Here is an 18,314-nt window from a genome sequence, read left to right on the forward strand (position 1 = left end):
TCACATCAGCGCCTGCTCTGATAGGTATCAATGTCACCAATCAGTCGCCGCAGGCAAATAGTGACCGTTACAACACTCCTCACGGCAAGACACTCACTGTCTTAGTCCCCGGAGTTATGGCCAATGACATTGACCCTGACGGCGATACATTGACTGCAAAACTTGAGTCTGTCCCCAAAAACGGCAACCTGAATTTCAATGCTGACGGTTCCTTTAGCTATACTCCGAATCCTGGTTTTGTTGGTTTTGACGACTTCACCTACAGCATCACTGACGGGGCCTTCCCGCCTTTTTTCACGACTGTGCCGGTCAAATTGAATGTCACTAATCAGCCACCGATCGCTAATCCAGACAGTTATAGTACATTGGCGAACACTGTTTTCAGCGCGGATGCGATCGCGGGAGTGCTAGTCAACGACTCCGACCCCGATGGCAACCCGCTGACGGCTGTCTCGGTTACTTTGCCTAGCAACGGCAATCTCATTTTAAATAAAAACGGCTCGTTTACTTATACTCCCAATACTGGCTTTTCGGGCACAGATAGCTTTACATACAAAGTTAATGACGGCATCATTGATTCTCCTCCCGCTCAGGTGAAGATTGCGGTTAAGAGTCCAGGCACGTTTAACTTTAGCAATGCTGACTACAGCGTTGGCGAAAACGGTTCTGTTGCGACAATTACCGTTACTCGCAATAGTATTGAGGTTGCTGCTGATGTGAGTTACAGTACGTCGAACGGTAGTGCTAATGCTGGTGACGACTATACTGCTGCATCTGGTACGCTGAATTTTGCGATCGGCGAAAGCAGTAAAAGTTTCACTATTCCAATTATTGATGACAGCTTAGTAGAAGGTAATGAAACTGTTGATCTCAGATTGATTTCTCCTACTAATGGGGCTGATTTGGGAGCGATTTCTACGGCTGTTTTGACTATTGTAGATACGACTCCGATTCCAACACCGATTCCGACTCCGATTCCGATTCCAACACCAATTCCGACTCCGACTCCAATTCCGACTCCGATTCCGATTCCAACACCAATTCCGATTCCGACTCCGATTCCGACTCCAATTCCAACTCCGATTCCGACTCCAATTCCGACTCCGATTCCGATTCCGACTCCGATTCCGATTCCGACTCCAATTCCAACTCCGATTCCAATTTCAACTCCGATTCCAATTTCAACTCCGATTCCAATTTCAACTCCGATTCCAATTTCAACTCCGATTCCGACTCCGATTCCAATTTCAACTCCGATTCCAATTTCAACTCCGATTCCAATTTCAACTCCGATTCCAATTTCAACTCCGATTCCAACACCGACTCCGATTCCAACTTCGACTGCAATTCCAACTCCAACTTCGACTGCAATTCCAACTCCAACTTCGACTGCAATTCCAACTCCAACTTCGACTGCAATTCCGACTGCAATTTCGACACCAACTGCTGCGGAAACTCCGACACCAACTCCTGCGCCAAGTCAAATAGCGATCGCAATACCATCCCCAACACCAAGCGTCACGCCAATACCTTCACCCATTTTTTACCCTATCGAAGACTGTATTTGTGGCACTATTTTACCCGATCGCACTTCCATTGCAATATCCAATATTACTCAACATACTCTCAACGGTACTAACGGCAAAGATACCTTAACCGGCAACAATCTTAACGACAGCATCAATGGTTTCAACGGCAGCGACTTGCTAATTGGACTCGAAGGCAGCGATAATATTTACGGTGGCTTAGCCAGCAGCATTTCTGTCGGCGCGGATATAGACAGCGATACGATATTTGGCAACGAAAACAACGACTACATTATCGGTCACGCTGGCAATGATATTATTTATGCTGGTAAAGATGACGATTTGGCGATCGCAGGCAAAGACAATGACTTAATCTGGGGCGATAAAGGCAACGATACCTTACTTGGTGATGACGGTGATGATACCTTACTTGGCGGTACTTCAGACTCGTCTGATGGTGATTTAACTGGACGAGATTTGCTTTTTGGCGATCGGGCAAACGACATTTTATATGGACAAGAAGGAGAAGACACTCTTTCTGGTGGCGAAGATAATGATACCTTACATGGTGGCAAAGATAACGATCTAATTTTCGGTAATTCCGGCGATGATTTGCTGTTTGGAGATTTGGGAAATGACACCATCTGCGCTGGCGACGGCGATGATACATTTTTTGGAGATACTGACAAGATTGCAGCAGATGCTAGCAGTCAAAAAGATTACCTTTGTGGCAGTAATGGCAATGACTTAATTTTTGGTAATAACGATACAGATAAACTTTGCGGTGGAGAAGGCAATGATACTATTTACGGCGGCAAAGGTGACGATACTTTGATTGGCTCAATTGGCGATGATTGGTTGATCGGAGATTTAGGAAACGATACGCTGCAAGGTGGAAGCGGCCGCGATTACTTTGTGTTAACCTTGAGACAAGGCAGTGATGTAATTACTGATTTTACTAAAGGTGAAGATTTGCTGGTGTTAGCGGGTGGTTTAACTTTTGCTCAACTCACTATTACCCAAAGCCCTAATGCAGCTTCGATCGCGATTTCTCAGAATGGTCAACTCTTGGCTACTGTGAATGGAGTGTCGGCTAGTGCGATCGATCGCAGTGATTTTATCGTGTTTGGGCGATCGAATTAGCCACAGGGTACGTCACTTCGAGCATTCTCAATCATTACCAAAAATCCCATCCTGACGCACCCTACAACTTAACTAAGGCTTTGCTTTTTTTTGAGCAGCCGCATAATGCTCAGTCATCAACTGATTAACTTCTGGATTGTAAATCCGTAGATAATTCCAGTAATTCTCAAACACCGATTTCACGTATCCTTTCGTTTCAGGAAATGGAATCTTTTGGGCAAAAGCATCTGGATCACTAAAATCAAACCTCTTCAACCAATCTGCTACTGCATTCGGCCCGGCATTGTAACTCGCCACAGCTAACATCGAGTTATTTTTGTATTCGTCGTGAGTGTGATCCAAATACCAAGTTCCTAGTTTAATGTTGTCGTCTATATTCTCCAAAGAATATTTTTTGAGATTAATTTTCTCAGCAACCCAAGCTGCTGTTTCCGGCATTACTTGCATTAAACCTGTCGCGCCAACTGCTGATTTAATACCAGGCATAAATCGCGATTCTTGCCGGATTAATGCTGTTACTAATACTGAATTCATTTTGCGCTCTTGAGACCATTTGACAATAGTTTCTAGGTACGGAAAAGGATATAATGCTTGCCAATAGGCAGGCTGCTGTCTGAGAGCGAGGTATTCGGTTCGATCGTCTGGTTTTTCGCGCTGCCGCAAACTCCCTATCATCCACAAACCGTCTAAGTTGTCTCCTACTGCAATTCGCATTAAACCGTCGGTAAATTGTTCGGAAATACTCGGTTCTATACGGTTGGTAAATTCTGTTTGCCACTGCGTCCAAGCATCTCTATCTTGACCTAGTTGATAGAGTTCTTTTAATGCTGGAGAACCTGCGGTTGGTTCGGGGCGCTGAGGCTGTTGTACTACCTTGGGAGACAAATCTCGGACTGTGGTGAAGTCGCCTACTGGCCAGCCCAGAAGTACGGCAGACCGCCATGCGAAATATGATTCTGGATAGCGTAAAACGGTGTATTCAAATGATGTTTTTGCATCTTGGTCGCGGCCTAGTTGCTGCGCCCATTTCCCCACCCAAAATGCTGCTTCTGCTGCTTGTTCGCTGTCGGGATTGTTGGTGGTTAGTTCCCTCGCCCACTGCCAAGCTGATTTTAAATCTCCGGCTTTGGCATATTGTTGGGCGATCGCCCAACGTAACTCACTTGCCTTATCAGAATTGCTGTATTTTGTCAATAGCAATTTGCGGGTATCTGAGGCGGATTTAGCGCTACCTGCTTTGTCGAGAAGTTTGGATTTGTCTAGCAAAGCTTCGGGGGCATAATTGGGAAATTTGCTAATCGCGCGATCGAGCAAAACGATCGCATCCTTGGGCTCATTCAGTCGCGACAGCCGAATTAATCCCAAACCAGTATCTTCGGAATCGGGAAACGCCGCAATTAATTCTTGATAGGCAATTTTCGATTCCGGGATTTTGCCGTCAAGCCACAAGCCGCGAGCTTTCCGGTAAAGACTTTTGGCGGTGCGGGGAGCTTTTCCATAAGCAATTGCTCCTTTGCCGTAATCCTGTTTTTCCCAATACCCAAAGGCAATTTCTTCCCAATCTTCTGGTTTCAAACTAGCGCCGTTTTGCTGCACCAATTGTTCTAATAATGTACCGTAATCTTTGACATAATGACCGTGTTTCGCTACTAGCAGCATCAACTGCGGCTGGTTGGGATTTTCTTTTAACTTCTTCAGGGCAATTTCTACGCTGCGCGGATGAGCGGGAAATTCAGTAATTGCCTGCTGCCAATATTCCGGTTTTGACTTGCCTAAAACATATAAAGCTTCCGCTGCTACTGGATCTGTTGGATAATTTTTTAGCAGTTCTTCCCAAGCTTTTTTTGCTTTGTCATTATCGCCGCTTAATTCGTAAGCTTGGGCACGTTTTTGGGCAATATGAGAGGCTAAAATAGGATATTGTTGCTCTAAATTGTCCAATAATTTTAATGCTTTGGTGGCATCTCCTTGCTGGATTAAATCGCTGGCCAGCAGGTAGCGGGCGCGACTTTGAGGGGAGATTTCCTGCTCGGCATTGGTACTTGCAGGCTGCAGGGTGGCGAGTTCAACTAATTTCGCCGATCGCTCCTGGGGTGAGAGCGATACGAGCATCTTAACCGACGATGCGGAGTTCGCTGCATCTAGGGGCTGCTGAGCCTTCTGGAACGGGCCGACACCCATCCATTTTGCCGCAGTCACCAAAGAGCCGATCGCCATCACGCAAACTGAAACGCTGATTAAAATAGAAAGTTTGGTTTTACGTTGCTTTAGCATGGGAAAATTTCAGATAATTAAGAATAGAAAATCGATCTTTCGGTCAACAGTCATCACAGACAGGATGGCTGTGCCATGCCATCGCAGGCATCGAGCTCGTTCCACGCTGATATAGTACCAGAATTTATTTTGATGTGGAGCGGGGAATTTGTGCGATCGATATATTTACGCGCACCAAGGAAAAACCACAAACCGCCAACAACAAAGTACAATCAAAAATCTCAAATCTAAACAGTAAATCAAAACATGGAATTTCTAGTCACCGATAAACCCCGTTCTGCTTGGACGGGAGATGCCCTGGCAATTGGTCTATTTGAGGACGCTTTGGAACTCACGGGCGATTTGGCACAGTTAGACGAACAACTCGCAGGCACTTTGAAAGAGCTGATTCAGGAAGTAGATTTTAAGGGCAAAACCGGCACCAGCGCGATCGCCCGAGTCGGTGGCAATAATCCGATCCGCAAAATTGCGATCGTCGGTTTGGGAAAAGCCTCGGACTTAAAATTAGACACCGTGCGGCAAGCTGCGGGCGTTTGCGCCAAGTTAGCCAAAAAAGAGAAATGCAAAACCCTCGGCATTAGCCTTCCTGTGTGGAAAAACGCAGCGGATGTGACAGCCAGCGCGATCGCCGAAGGAGTCGAACTCTCCCTGAATCAAGACAACCGTTTCAAATCGGAACCAGACGATAAAACCCCGCAGATCGAACAAATTCATTTGCTCGGTTTTGCCGGTACCGAAAGCGCGATCGCCCTGGCCCGCCAAATCACTGCCGGAGTCATTTTAGCACGGGAATTAGTCGCAGCACCAGCCAATTATGTCACCCCGATTACAATGGCCGAAACCGCTCAAACTCTAGCGGCAGAATGCGGTTTAGAATTAGAAATATTAGAGCAAGAAGACTGCGAAAAACTCGGTATGGGAGCCTTTCTCGGCGTGGCCAAAGCATCCGACTTGCCGCCGAAATTCATCCACCTGACATACAAACCCGCAGGCACACCGCGCCGCAAAATTGCAATTATCGGAAAAGGAGTGACTTTTGACTCCGGCGGTTTGAACATCAAACCAACGGGTAGCGGCATTGAAATTATGAAAACCGATATGGGCGGCGCTGCGGCTGCTTTCGGAGCGGCAAAGGCGATCGGACACATCAAACCAGATGTCGAAGTTCACTTTATCAGCGCCGTCACCGAAAACATGATTAGCGGCCGCGCCATGCGCCCTGGAGACATCCTCACAGCTTCTAACGGCAAAACAATTGAAGTCAACAATACCGACGCAGAAGGGCGTTTAACCCTGGCTGACGCTTTGGTATTTGCTGATAAATTGGGACTTGATGCAATTGTCGATTTAGCAACTCTGACAGGCGCTTGCGTAATTGCATTGGGCGACGATATAGCTGGTTTGTGGAGTCCTCAAGATAGCGTCGCCGCCGAAATAGTCGCCGCCTCAGAATTGGCAGGCGAAAAGTTTTGGCGAATGCCGATGGAAGAGAAGTATTTTGATGGCTTAAAAGCATTGCACGCTGACATGAAAAACACAGGCCCCCGCCCCGGCGGTGCGATTACAGCGGCGCTATTCTTGAAGCAGTTTGTCAAGGATACTCCTTGGGCGCATTTAGATATTGCCGGCCCGGTTTGGATTGAGAAAGAAAACGGCTACAACGGCCCCGGAGCTACAGGTTTTGGAGTTCGGACTTTGGTGCATTGGGTGCTTGGTGGCGCTTAATTCATTGTGGATTATTTAGCGCCCACATCTAGATTTTGGCTGCCTTAAAAGTCCGCTATTTGGGAGCATTTCCGGCTGGGAAAAAAGCATTTTTTCTGATAAGGATCGAAAACTTAATAACTTAAGCGATTGCTCGTTACCAGGCTATGCCTGGTAATGCAGATCCGGAGGCTCTGCCTCCTTTGATATCGCAACTTACAGGAAAGAAGACTGTAGGAGGTGCTTAATTTATTAAATTTTCATTCCTAAGTGGTGTCGGGAGAATCTAAGTTTTGCCTTTATAGTGCGATCGCCCCTGCTCGCGTATTGTACAAATCGCTCTTCGGGGACGATCGCACTATAATAAAAAAATGCTTTTTGCAAAACACCAGATGCTCCCAGTGCTGTCGGGAATTCGCGGGGACTATTGTTTACTGTTTGCTGTTTTATGTTTGCTGTCGGGAATTCGCGGGGGCGAAAATCCTGGTTTCTACACAATTTACGTTTGATAGCGAGAAATATACGAAGAAACCGGGTTTCTGAATTCAGCGCACATCAGCCAACTAACTTTTTAGCTCGCTGTATGAAAACATTGATTTTTATGCACGCATATCCTGTGCCTCAAGCGCCCCGAAACCATGATTATATGGTGGGATATCCAAAAACTATCCGAAGTGTTGTTTCACACCAACTCAAAAAAGTATATAATTATCTAAATATTTCACTCCCAAAAATCAAATAATTGTATTTGAGCGGATTTGCATTGGTATAGATACATTTTCTTGAACTTTATGCAAGAACAATTAACAATTTTTTTTTCCACACTTCCTGTATCTTCCGCAGTTGGCTGTGACGCGCTGCGGGAGTTGCGACTGTATGCTGTTTTTGACTCGCTGACGGCTCTGGCTTATTGCTCTGTGGCGCTATCTTTAGTCTATTTTACCCGCCAAGGTGATCGCAGCAAGATTGGACGGCTGTTTGCTGTTGGTCTTTTTGCCTGCGGCGCTGCTCAATTGATGCAAGCTTGGATGCTTTGGCATTCTATTTATTGGTTGTCTGTAACTCTCAAAGCTGCAACTGCTGTAATTTTTTTACTGTTAGCAGCAGCGGCGATCGCCCTGATGCCGAAAGCACTGACTACATTCAGCTTAAATAAAATAAAAAATCTTCAAATATTGCCGTTAAAACAAGTAGAAGAAAATCACGAAAAGCCAGATATCCAGACAGGAGAATTTGTAAAAGAATCGATCGCGCTGGTCGATTCGGAAACCATTGTTAATTCGCTTAACGAACAGTTAGAAAAAGAAATTGCCGATCGCCACCGGGTTGAGGAAAAGTGGCAGTTGGCTCAATTTGCGATCGATCGATCGGCAGATGCGGTATTCTGGATCGGAGCGGACGGTAAATTTGTATACGTCAACGACGCGGCTTGCTCTTCCTTGGGATATTCTGCCGCAGAATTGATCGACCTAACTATACACGACATTAATCCAGATTTTCCCGAAACTGCTTGGAGTTTGCACTGGAAAGTCTTAAAAAGGTGCGGTTCCGTTAATATTGAAGTTCACCACCTCACTAAGTACGGTCGCATTTTTCCGGTGGAAATTACGATCGACCATTTGGAATTTAACGGTAAAGAATATCAGTGCGCCTTTGCTCGCGACATTAGCGAACGCAAGCGGATTGAGGAAGCTTTGCGAGAAAGGGAAGAAGAATTTAGATCCTTAGTTTCTAACATTCCGGGCGCAGTTTATCGTTGCAGTGCTGCAGGGCGATCGAGCCTAACGTTTATCAGCAGCGGCATAGAAGCTATTTCCGGCTACCCCGCAGCTAACTTTATGATTCAACCGGTGCAGGCTTTTTCTAGTATAGTTCATCCCGATGATGCGGAGGCGATCGAGCAATTGATCGATCGCGCGATTAAGACAAAGCAGCCTTACGCGATCGAATATCGCCTAATTCACAGCGACGGAAATGTGCGGTGGGTTGCAGAAAAAGGTCAAGCCATTTTCAGCCCAGCAGGTCAAGTTATATCCCTCAACGGCGCTATTTTTGACATCACAGAGCGCAAAGCAGCCGAGGATGCTTTGCGGCTGTCTGAGGCGATCGCCAACAACAGAGCCCAACAGCTAGAAATCGCTCTCAAAGAACTCCGAGAAACCCAATCTCACCTAATTCATACCGAAAAAATGTCAAGTCTCGGTCAAATGGTAGCGGGAGTGGCTCACGAAATTAACAACCCAGTCAGTTTTATCTACGGTAATATTTCCTACGCCACCCAATACATGAGAGATTTGTTGCAGCTTGTAGAACTTTATCAAACACATTATCCTCAGCCAACGGTCGAAGTTCAACAATATATTGAAAACATCGATTTAGAATTTTTGAGAGAAGATTTACTAAAAATATTATCTTCAATGAAAATAGGGTCCGATCGGATTCGGGAAATAGTTTTGAGTTTGCGAAACTTTTCGCGTTTAGACGACTCGGTAAAGAAGCCTGCCAACATTCACGAAGGGATAGATAACACGCTGATAATTTTGCATAATAAACTGCGAGCCAGATCCGAATATCCTGAAATCACAATAATTAAAAATTACGGTAAACTGCCATTAATTGAATGTTATTCAGGTCAGCTAAATCAGGTATTTATGAATCTGGCGAGCAACAGTATTGACGCGCTAGAAGATGCTTGCAACCAAAAAAAGCGAGCGGGCGACAGCGACTGGAAACCAACTATTAGCATTCGTACCGAAGCCCTTAACGAAAATAGTATTTGCATCAAAATTGCCGATAATGCGCTAGGCATGACAGAAGACGTTCGTAGCCAATTATTTGACCCGTTTTTTACCACAAAACCCCTAGGAAAAGGCACCGGTTTAGGGTTATCTATCAGCTACCGAATTATTGTTGAAAAACACGGTGGAACCTTGACTTGCAGTTCGGTTTTGGGTGAGGGTACGGAATTTGCGATCGAGCTTCCTTTGTGAATACTAATCGATAATCGCTCCAATTTCAAATCTCAAATACCCTTACTTTCGCACTCCCCGCTATCGCAGCAAATTGCTCGTTACTAGGCTCTGCCTGGTAACGCATATCCGGAGGCTCTGCCTCCATTTTTGCCTGACAAGACACACAGGCGAGGCAAAGCCCACCTAATCCTGTGCGGAGGTTATTCAAGCATGACATTCGCTCAAAAGCGTCAGCGCCTAGGAAGCAGTTGTTTCTTCGATCCTTGTCACTTCATATCGTTTCCGGTTGCATCGGAATTATTAGCCAAAATGAGGAGACGGCACTGCCGTCTCCCTACAAGATTATTTTTGGTAGGGAGACGGCACTGCCGTCTCCTCTATATCATTCCGTTGTTACCGGAATTGATATCAATCAACTGTGAAACGGCACAGTTAACAAAGGCAAAAGCGTTAAAATCAACCAAGCAAAAAACCATTTATTCACCTTTAAAACTAATTCAGGTTCTGCTAACAGCGCCTCTATCCTCTCTCCCAATCTATTTTGTGAACCGACAGCACCAACCACGCAATCTACATCAAAATTTCGGTGTGGATAACTCGCTACTAATAGCAAAGCTTCTGCTAACAATAAACCATCCACTCCCGCCGCCGCCTTAGCATCAGCCCGCAATTCCCGCAGCGTTAATAACTCTTCCCACAAAGCTTGCGTATTCGGCAGCCAAACAGTAATTTTTCGCAGCCATCCCAACCAAAAAAACCAGAACGTATCGCGATAGTAGTAGTGCGCTTTTTCATGAGCAATTACTGCTTGCAGGTGAGCTGAATCTAGGTTTTTTAACAATCCGGTACTTAGTGTAAATTCTGTTTTCCAAAAACCAATTATCGCAGAAAAAAAAGCTGGTGTATTGATGATTCTGACATTGATTCCAGCTATTTTCTTCTGAGGAAAAGTGCGAATTTGCTTTAAAAATACATAGCCATCTGTCGCTAATTTGATCCACAAAATTGTAGCTATGATCAAAAAAGTTACAGCTAGTAAATAGCTAAACCATCCGTCCCAAAATCTTACCATTTCTCCCTGAGTTCCCATAAAAACAACTGCTATAGCTGTCGCGAGCAACAGCAGCGGTGGAAACAAGAACAATAGGAGCGATCGCTGCCAGCGACTGGCCCAATTTCCTTGAGGAATAGACCATTTAATTCTCAAATAGCAAGCCGCAACCAACGCAGTAACAATCAGGATTAAGTGCATTATTTTTGCTCCTTTCGGGCTTGACGGACAGCTTGAATGCGAAGGGAAATTTCTTGTAATTGTTCGACTGTTGCTTGGTCGAGGCTGTCGGCAAATGCTGCTACAATATCGGGATTGCCAACTGCTAGAAACTTCTGCAAGCGATCGTAAGCAAATAGCGATCGGGCTTCTTCACCAGAAACTAAAGGTTGCCAAACGAACGTCCGTTCTGTTTTGTCGCAGGCCAGCCAACCCTTCTCCGTCAAGCGCCGCAGCACTGTTGTCACTGAAGCATAGGCTAATTCGCGGTCTGGATCGGCTAAAATGCGATCGTGTACTTCTTTCACTGTAGCAATTTCTAGCTCCCAAACTATATTTAAAATCTCAGCCTCCAAAGGGCCGAGAGAAAGTTGCTTGGGGCGGTAATTCGGCAGAGGATTCATGTAATTTTAGATTTTAGATTTTAGATTTTAGATTCTAGGTAAAAAACCCGGTTTCTTTGTATAATCCTCATTGCCAAACCTGATATTTCTGCTAAAAACCGGGTTTAAGAAGGCAAGCACGTCCTAGCAATATAAGTAATTACTTATCGATCGTACATCATTTATGATGTTGCTCGACTATTTTTGAGAAAGACTTAATCATACATTTTTCCTCTTCCTTCTTCCCTCTTCCTTCTTCCTTCTTCCTTCTTCCATACAAGTTTGACAAGCCGTCATTTGACAAGTCAAACAAACAAGTGTAAAAATTATGCGGCAATTACCCAATTTAGTATTTTAAATATTTCTCAATGAAAAAACAACTAATCCTAGCCTCTACAGTCGCAGGTATCGCTATGCTGTGCAGCTATTCATCTATTGACAGACATCAAGCCACAGCCGCAGAAACTCAAGAAGTAGAAATTAAATTTAGCGCTGTGGTGGGGGAAAAACCATTTAACTGTGGCGAAAGCTACAGCAATTTAGGTACGTCGGCTGCTACCGTTACCCCTACAGATTTCCGCTTTTATGTATCCGATGCTGCATTAATTGACGCTAGCGGCAAAGCTGTACCGCTGATTCTCCAACAAGACGGTAAATGGCAGCATCAAAACGTCGCTTTACTAGATTTTGAGAACAAATCCGGGGCTTGCGCTAACGGAACAGTCGAAATTCGCGATCGGCTAATCGGCACAATACCCAAAGGCAGCTACAAAGGTCTGCAATTCACCCTCGGCGTGCCTTCTAACCTCAATCACGAAGATGCAAGTCTAGCACCTTCTCCGCTCAATTTAACCTCGCTGTGGTGGAACTGGCGCGGCGGCTACAAATTTCTGAGAATTGACATAAAAAATCAAATGGTTGACCAAAAGCCCGACAGCAAATCAGGCATAGAAAGTAGCCAAATTACTCACAACGCAGGCAGTCATGGCAGTAGTCACGGTGGGGGATTACAGGGTTTTATGATTCATTTAGGCAGCACGGGATGCAAAGCTGAAGGCAACAATCAAAAGCCGACTAACTGTGTCAATTCTAACACATCAAAAGTAATCTTGAGTAACTTCGATCCCACAAAAAATACAGTTATTGTTGACCTCAAATCCCTAGTTTCTCAAACTAATTTAGCAGTCAATCAAGCGAATACTCCGCCCGGATGTATGTCAGAACCAAATGACGGCGACTGCGCCGGAATTATGACAAATTTAGGTTTACCATTTGGAGACAAACCTGCTGCGGGACAAACTTTCTTTCAAGTTAAGTAATAGCACTGACGCAGCATCTTTCTATAGCATTCGTGGGGGCGGTTTTATCTCTATCTAGGCTTATACATTGCTCGTTACCAGGCTCTGCCTGGTAATGCAGATCCGGAGGCTCTGCCTCTATTTACCTCGCACCTCAATCTCTATGTAATTATCAAACCACCGGCTATCTATAAAACATCAAATGAAGTGGAAAAAATTATTAAATCTGACTATTATCTGGATTTTATCATGCTTCCTAGCAATGAGTTTGAGTGCAGTATTATCCTCCACAAATTCCAGTTTGGCAAATCCCCCCACTTTTACCTACAATTGGAACATTCCCCCTGGAATACCAAAACCAATTGTACCAACAGATAACCCAATTAGTTACGAAAAAGTCGAATTAGGAAAGCATCTTTTCTACGAAAAACGCCTGTCAGTTACAGGAGAATTTTCCTGCGCTTCCTGTCACATTCAAGCCAAAGCTTTCACCGACGGCAAAACATTAGGAGTCGGCGCAACCGGAGAAAAACACCCGCGCAATGCTATGAGTTTAGCCAACATTGGCTACAATTCCGTGCTGACTTGGGCTAACCCGCTACAAAATCAACTCGAATCTCAGCTATTAGTACCTTTGTTTGGCGAACATCCCGTAGAAATGGGAATGGTGGGTAAAGAAGAGGAACTTTTGCTAATATTGCGATCGGATTCCCAATACCAAAAAATGTTTGCGGCAGCTTTTAGTCAACAACCCAATCCTATTAATATTAGCAACTTAGCAAAGGCGATCGCCTCTTTTGAACGCACTTTAATTTCCCTCAGTTCTCCCTACGACAGATATCGCTACAACGGCGACTCCCGCGCGATTTCAGCCTCAGCCAAGCGGGGCGAAGAGTTATTTAACAGCGAACGTTTAGAATGCTTTCACTGCCACGGCGGGCTAAATTTCTCAGATTCTATCATGCACGATCGCCTAGCTTTCAAAGAAATAGCCTTTCACAATACAGGATTGTACAATATTGACGGAAAAGGCGCTTATCCGCCCAACAATACTGGAGTATACGAAATCACCAGCGAACCCTCAGATATGGGCAAATTCAAAGCACCAACCCTGCGAAATATTGCTTTGACAGCACCTTATATGCACGACGGAAGTATCAAAACCTTGCCCGAAGTTATCGGCCACTACAAAGCGGGCGGCAGAACTATTAAAAAAGGAGAATTGGCGGGAATAGGTAGCGAAAATCCGCTCAAAAGCAACTTTGTTTCTGGATTCAAACTAAACGTGCAAGAACAGCGCGATTTGTTGGCTTTCCTGCACAGTTTAACCGATGAAGATTTTATCATAAATCCTGCTTTCAGCGACCCATTTGTTCGTAGTGAGGACTTTAGTCCTTAGAAATTTAGAAGGACGGTCGTCCTCACTACGAACCTATTTTATTCGCCGTAGCCGCCAGTAACCTTACCCCGAAACACAATGTAATTGTAGATGTTGTAAAAAATCATGATCGGGATCAGAAAGCCAATGAACACAATCATAAACACCAGGGCGCTGGGCGCAGCGGCGGCTTGGTAAATCGTAATTTTGGTCGGGATAATGTAGGGAAAAACAATTAATCCCAAACCGATAAAAGTCAGCAAGAAAATTAAAATTGTCCACACAAACGGCGTTCGCTCTTCTTTTTTAGCTAAACTTTTTAGCAGCATTCCCACCAGCAGCGCCCCCAGCAAAGGAATCGCCACAAACACATAAACTAGGGGTTTTTCAAACAATCTAGCCCTGATACTTTCGTAAAAGATAGGAGTGGCTATCGTAATTAAAACCGCTCCGATTAAAGTCGTCACGGCTGCAATTTTAGCAGTGCGATAGTGATTTGTTTGCAGTTCCCCGTCAGTCTTCATAATGAGATAGGTGGAACCGATCAAAACATAGCCTTGAACCAGGGTCAAAGCCACCAATATCGATCGCCAATCCAGCCAATCCCAAGTAGTACCGATAAAGTGACCCGCTTCGTCAACCGCAATGCCTTCGAGCACCGCACCGAGGGCGAATCCTTGAGCTAAAGATGCTAAAAAACTGCCAGCCCCAAAAGCATAATTCCAAAATTTTTTCCGGTTAGAATGCTCCCGAAATTCAAAGGCGACAGCCCGAAAAATTAGGCCGAAAAGCATCATACAAATCGGTATGTACAAAGCAGTCAAAATTGTGCCGTAAGCGAGGGGAAATGCCCCAAACAAAGCGCCTCCCATTAAAACCAGCCAAGTTTCGTTCGCATCCCAAACGTTGCCCAGACTGGTCATTAAAATGCTCCTACGTTCCTCATCGTCAGCAGTCAGAGACAAGATTCCGACTCCCAAATCAAAACCGTCTAGCATGACGTAGAGGAGTAGAAATAGAGCCAAGATTACAAACCAAACTTGCGGGAGAAAATGCTCCAAACCTTGCATAAAATCTCCTATTGTTGTGCTTCTGCTGGACGTTGATTGGGAATGTGTTCTGCGGGTTGAGTTTCGATGGCGGGTTCATTCTCTAATCCCGGCACCGGCAGAGTTAAATTCGGCCCTTTGCGGATAATTCTGCTGCCGAAATATATCGCACAAATAAACAAAAAGCTGTAGATAACGGCAAAGCAGATGAGGGAAGTTAAAACATTGCTAGCGGGGATGTTTGACACTCCATCAGCAGTGCGAATTTGCCCGTATAAAACCCACGGTTGTCTACCGACACAGCGGACAATCCAACCAGATTCTACAGCAATGTATCCTAGTGGCGCAGCTAATACCCAAGCCCGCATAAGCCAAGTTTGACTGCTGATATTTTCATCAGCAAGTTTGCCTCGCATCCACTGAATTATACTGAATAACATCAATCCTAGAAAAAAGAATCCAATCCCGGACATGATGCGGAAAGAATAGTAGATTAAACCCACCATTCGGGGTCTATCTTCGGGCTTCCATTCTTTTAAGCCGAGAACTGGTTCGGATAGTTTTTCCTTGAATTCTAGAACGTATCCTAAGCCATTGGGAATTTTAATTTCCCAGTCATTTTTTTGAGCTTTTTCGTTAGGTAAAGCCATTAAAGTCCAATCGGCTGACTCTCCGGCTGCGGAGGTTTCCCACTTAGCTTCAATCGCAGCTAATTTAGTGGGTTGATAGCGATAAACTTGTTCGGCGCTCAAATGTCCGATGAATATCTGCAAAGGTGCAACGGCGATGGCTGTGGCGATCGCAATTTTTAACGATTTGGAAAAAAACGCTTGATTGCGCTTGTTGAGAATGTACCAAGCGCTAATGCCACCAATTACAAACAGCGAAGTTTCTAACGTCGCAAAAAACATATGGAGAATGCTGTTTAATGCGAAGGGGTTCATAATTGCTTGAAAGTAATCGCTGACAATAAATTTGCCATTGACCATTTCTCCGCCCGCCGGAGTTTGCAGCCAAGAGTTAGCGACTAAAATCCAGACTGTGGAAAGGTTTGCGCCGAAAGCTACCATGATTGTAGCGAAATAATGGACGATCGGGTGAACGCGACCCCAACCGAATAGCATAATTCCTAAAAAGCCGGCTTCTAGCATAAATGCCATTGAAGCTTCAAATCCCAAAATGCTGCCAAAAAAGTCACCAACAGCTTCCGAAAATGGTGCCCAGTTTGTGCCAAATTGAAATTCCATCGGAATCCCGGAAGCTACACCAATCCCGAAGTTGAGGACGTAGAGTTTTGACCAAAAACGAGCGTGGTGGTAGTAGTCAGGATTGCGAGTTTTCAGCCACATTCCTTCTACAATTACCAGATAAATCCCCATTCCTGTAGTCAGAACTGGCCATAGCATATGGAATATTGCCGTTAGCGCAAATTGCATCCGCGATAAGGCAACGGTGTTAGATAAGATATCCATTGTTATATCCTTTAGTCAGTTCAAGAGTGGTTATACCAATTTCATAAAGTAGCGCTAGATATTACCCCCCAACCCCCCCTTATTAAGGGGGGGCTTCGGACTTCATTAGCACATATGAGAGAAAAATGGTATTAGTTTGAACAATTTCCCGAATTGACACTGGTTATAATGTAATGTAAAAATTTGTGAGATTTGGTAGAGTTGGCAATTTTTAAGGTTTTATACAGATTTGATCGGAATAATTTAACCGCAGAGAACGCAGAGAACGCAGAGAAAAAGACGAATAATTCTGATGAAGAGTGTATATGATATTACCGAACTTTGGGTGGGGGCGGGTTTAGGAGTTTGTGGGTTTTAGGTATTTATTGTCGGTGAACCCGCCCCTACAATATTTATGTTCGGTGATGGAAAGATGATCTTAGCGAACTGTGACAGTATAATTAAATTCAAATGGTTTAAAATTAGCTCCTGCCTTTGCTGTTCCGCTCAATTTTAGTTCATAAATACCAGCCTTGGGAAATACGATGTCAGCGCCCGGAATGCCTTGATATTTCTCCGCAGATATGGCTTTGAGAGGCGGCTGCATTAGGGGCTTATCGCCCTTTTTGTGCTGTTTTGGATAAACCGCTAATTTGCAGTTACACTGCTCTAGGGGGATAATTTGACCGCCCCTGCGAGTCAGGGCAAACCAAACTCTCGCGGTTTCTCCGGCGCGGGGATTGTGGTTTGGTTCGAGGTGAAAGGTAGCAGCAACATCGCCGGAAACTTCGACTTCGTGGGCGAAAACTGCGATTGAGTTAAATTGTGGCGCTGTGGGAATTGTGGCTTGGACTAACAATCCACAAAAAACTAATAATCCTAAAGTTTTACTTTTGTTTGACAGGCGAAACATAGAACTTCTCCAGTGATAAAATTGACCAAAATAAGCGCGATCGCACAAACATAACTAATACCGCAACTACGGTTAAAACGGCGGTCAGCAGTTGATTGTGCAACTTCCATTCAAAGCCGCCGAGATAGTGGGAACCGATGAGGGCTGCGTGGATGGCGGAAAGCAAAAAAGCGGGAACGGTTAACAGATGAATTCGCCGCCACAGTTTGCCTAAATAATGTTGAATGCGATCGACACTGGTGACAGCAGCCGGTAGCATCAACAGCAGCGACAGCATCCCAGCCGCCATTCCGAACTGATGCTGTGGCACCATGAAAGATACAGCATCAACATTCCACTTCAGCGTATGATCCAACATATGAAAGGTGTGGGCAAGGCCGATCGCGATCGCACCCACACCCAAAGCGCGCCGGTAACGCAGCAGTGCCGGCAAAAACTGGCTAACCGGACGCGCCAACAGTGCTAACATCAAGCACAGCAGCGCTGCGTGGCCTGTAAAATCGACCATTTCGTCGGTTCGCAGCAAGGTAAGAATCCCGATCGCAATTGTCACCCACCCGCCCATACGAAACAGTTGACTCCGCCTGTCAGCGCTCAACCTGCCGGCAAAAAAACCCACTCCTAGCATGGTTGGTAGGGTTCCCAATCCAAAAGCCAACATCGTCGCCGCACCCAAAACCGGATTTCCCGTTTCCGCAGCTTTAATCTGGGCGGCGTAGAGAAAACCGCAGGGAATTAAACCCCAAAGCAAACCCAAAGCTGCTGGTACCCACCAGTTTTGGTGCGCCGAAAGTTTGTTCATGGCTTGTGCGACTCGATCGTGCGACATTAGACCTCCTGCGAAAATATCAAATGCTCGCCTGTTGTAATGATAAATACAGGTCATAATTGTAAATTCCTGCAATTAAATTAATCCTTAAGCCAAATCTCTTTCTTCGATTTCTATATCTCGA

General features: G+C 45.1%; 14 protein-coding genes and 1 pseudogene. 5 read left to right on the plus strand and 10 right to left on the minus strand.

The annotated features are described in order from the left end of the window. Positions 1-2,669: Ig-like domain-containing protein (locus K4039_RS24885; protein ID WP_265239192.1), on the plus strand; the 2,669-nt coding region annotated here is incomplete at its 5' end. Between the two features lie 72 nt (positions 2,670-2,741). Here the strand turns inward: K4039_RS24885 and K4039_RS24890 are convergent. Then, positions 2,742-4,943 carry a transglycosylase SLT domain-containing protein gene (locus K4039_RS24890; protein WP_265239193.1) on the minus strand — a complete coding sequence of 734 codons (2,202 nt, stop codon included), beginning with the start codon at positions 4,941-4,943 and terminating at the stop codon, positions 2,742-2,744. Between the two features lie 53 nt (positions 4,944-4,996). Beyond that, on the minus strand, positions 4,997-5,155 hold the full coding sequence (locus tag K4039_RS24895) for a hypothetical protein (protein ID WP_265239194.1): 159 nt from the start codon (positions 5,153-5,155) through the stop codon (positions 4,997-4,999). Between the two features lie 34 nt (positions 5,156-5,189). On the opposite strand from K4039_RS24895, the gene K4039_RS24900 reads away from it, so the two are divergent. After that, positions 5,190-6,668: a leucyl aminopeptidase gene (locus tag K4039_RS24900; protein WP_265239195.1), complete on the plus strand. Its 1,479-nt coding sequence runs from the start codon at positions 5,190-5,192 to the stop codon at positions 6,666-6,668. A gap of 770 nt (positions 6,669-7,438) precedes the next feature. Next, positions 7,439-9,637, plus strand: a complete 2,199-nt coding sequence (locus tag K4039_RS24905) for a PAS domain S-box protein (protein WP_265239196.1) — start codon at positions 7,439-7,441, stop codon at positions 9,635-9,637. 394 nt (positions 9,638-10,031) lie between these two features. On the opposite strand, the gene K4039_RS24910 is transcribed toward K4039_RS24905, so the two are convergent. From K4039_RS24910 to K4039_RS24920, 3 genes are all read right to left on the minus strand, one after another. Further along, positions 10,032-10,871, minus strand: coding sequence for a M56 family metallopeptidase (locus K4039_RS24910; protein WP_265239197.1), 840 nt, complete (start codon positions 10,869-10,871; stop codon positions 10,032-10,034). Further along, positions 10,871-11,293, minus strand: coding sequence for a BlaI/MecI/CopY family transcriptional regulator (locus tag K4039_RS24915; protein ID WP_265239198.1), 423 nt, complete (start codon positions 11,291-11,293; stop codon positions 10,871-10,873). Before K4039_RS24915 ends, K4039_RS24910 begins: the two co-directional genes overlap by 1 nt. 157 nt (positions 11,294-11,450) lie before the next feature. Further along, positions 11,451-11,609 (minus strand): hypothetical protein, encoded by a 159-nt coding sequence (locus K4039_RS24920; protein ID WP_265239199.1) that lies wholly within the window; start codon positions 11,607-11,609, stop codon positions 11,451-11,453. Positions 11,610-11,640: 31 nt separating this feature from the next. Here K4039_RS24920 and K4039_RS24925 point away from each other — a divergent pair, with 31 nt between their 5' ends. Together K4039_RS24925 and K4039_RS24930 are read left to right on the plus strand one after the other, a co-directional pair. Beyond that, positions 11,641-12,591, plus strand: coding sequence for an MbnP family copper-binding protein (locus K4039_RS24925; RefSeq protein WP_265239200.1), 951 nt, complete (start codon positions 11,641-11,643; stop codon positions 12,589-12,591). A gap of 181 nt (positions 12,592-12,772) precedes the next feature. After that, complete coding sequence (locus K4039_RS24930) at positions 12,773-13,969, plus strand: methanobactin export MATE transporter MbnM (RefSeq protein ID WP_265239201.1); 1,197 nt, start codon at positions 12,773-12,775, stop codon at positions 13,967-13,969. A 38-nt stretch (positions 13,970-14,007) separates the two neighbouring features. Here the strand turns inward: K4039_RS24930 and cydB are convergent, their stop codons facing one another. The 5 genes and pseudogenes from cydB to K4039_RS24955 form a co-directional block, all read right to left on the minus strand. Beyond that, on the minus strand, positions 14,008-15,018 hold the full coding sequence (cydB, locus tag K4039_RS24935; RefSeq protein WP_265239202.1) for a cytochrome d ubiquinol oxidase subunit II: 1,011 nt from the start codon (positions 15,016-15,018) through the stop codon (positions 14,008-14,010). Positions 15,019-15,026: 8 nt separating this feature from the next. Further along, positions 15,027-16,469: a cytochrome ubiquinol oxidase subunit I gene (locus K4039_RS24940; protein WP_265239203.1), complete on the minus strand. Its 1,443-nt coding sequence runs from the start codon at positions 16,467-16,469 to the stop codon at positions 15,027-15,029. Positions 16,470-16,887: 418 nt separating this feature from the next. Further along, the gene (locus tag K4039_RS24945) at positions 16,888-17,361 is read right to left on the minus strand and encodes a hypothetical protein (RefSeq protein ID WP_265239204.1); all 474 of its coding nucleotides are present in this window, start codon (positions 17,359-17,361) and stop codon (positions 16,888-16,890) included. After that, positions 17,336-18,190: a sulfite exporter TauE/SafE family protein gene (locus K4039_RS24950; protein WP_265239205.1), complete on the minus strand. Its 855-nt coding sequence runs from the start codon at positions 18,188-18,190 to the stop codon at positions 17,336-17,338. Before K4039_RS24950 ends, K4039_RS24945 begins: the two co-directional genes overlap by 26 nt. 19 nt (positions 18,191-18,209) lie before the next feature. Beyond that, positions 18,210-18,314, minus strand: a pseudogene (locus K4039_RS24955) (IS5/IS1182 family transposase); the annotation flags it as partial.

It is taken from the genome of Lyngbya sp. CCAP 1446/10, from assembly GCF_026130175.1.
Classification (GTDB): Bacteria; Cyanobacteriota; Cyanobacteriia; order Cyanobacteriales; family Microcoleaceae; genus Microcoleus.

Coding starts and splice junctions, on each gene's coding strand:
- K4039_RS24890 (WP_265239193.1), bottom strand. CDS start 4,943: ATGCTAAAGCAACGTAAAACCAAACTTTCTATTTTAATCAGCGTTTCA.
- K4039_RS24900 (WP_265239195.1), top strand. CDS start 5,190: ATGGAATTTCTAGTCACCGATAAACCCCGTTCTGCTTGGACGGGAGAT.
- K4039_RS24905 (WP_265239196.1), top strand. CDS start 7,439: ATGCAAGAACAATTAACAATTTTTTTTTCCACACTTCCTGTATCTTCC.
- K4039_RS24910 (WP_265239197.1), bottom strand. CDS start 10,871: ATGCACTTAATCCTGATTGTTACTGCGTTGGTTGCGGCTTGCTATTTG.
- K4039_RS24915 (WP_265239198.1), bottom strand. CDS start 11,293: ATGAATCCTCTGCCGAATTACCGCCCCAAGCAACTTTCTCTCGGCCCT.
- K4039_RS24925 (WP_265239200.1), top strand. CDS start 11,641: ATGAAAAAACAACTAATCCTAGCCTCTACAGTCGCAGGTATCGCTATG.
- K4039_RS24930 (WP_265239201.1), top strand. CDS start 12,773: ATGAAGTGGAAAAAATTATTAAATCTGACTATTATCTGGATTTTATCA.
- cydB (WP_265239202.1), bottom strand. CDS start 15,018: ATGCAAGGTTTGGAGCATTTTCTCCCGCAAGTTTGGTTTGTAATCTTG.
- K4039_RS24940 (WP_265239203.1), bottom strand. CDS start 16,469: ATGGATATCTTATCTAACACCGTTGCCTTATCGCGGATGCAATTTGCG.
- K4039_RS24945 (WP_265239204.1), bottom strand. CDS start 17,361: ATGTTTCGCCTGTCAAACAAAAGTAAAACTTTAGGATTATTAGTTTTT.
- K4039_RS24950 (WP_265239205.1), bottom strand. CDS start 18,190: ATGTCGCACGATCGAGTCGCACAAGCCATGAACAAACTTTCGGCGCAC.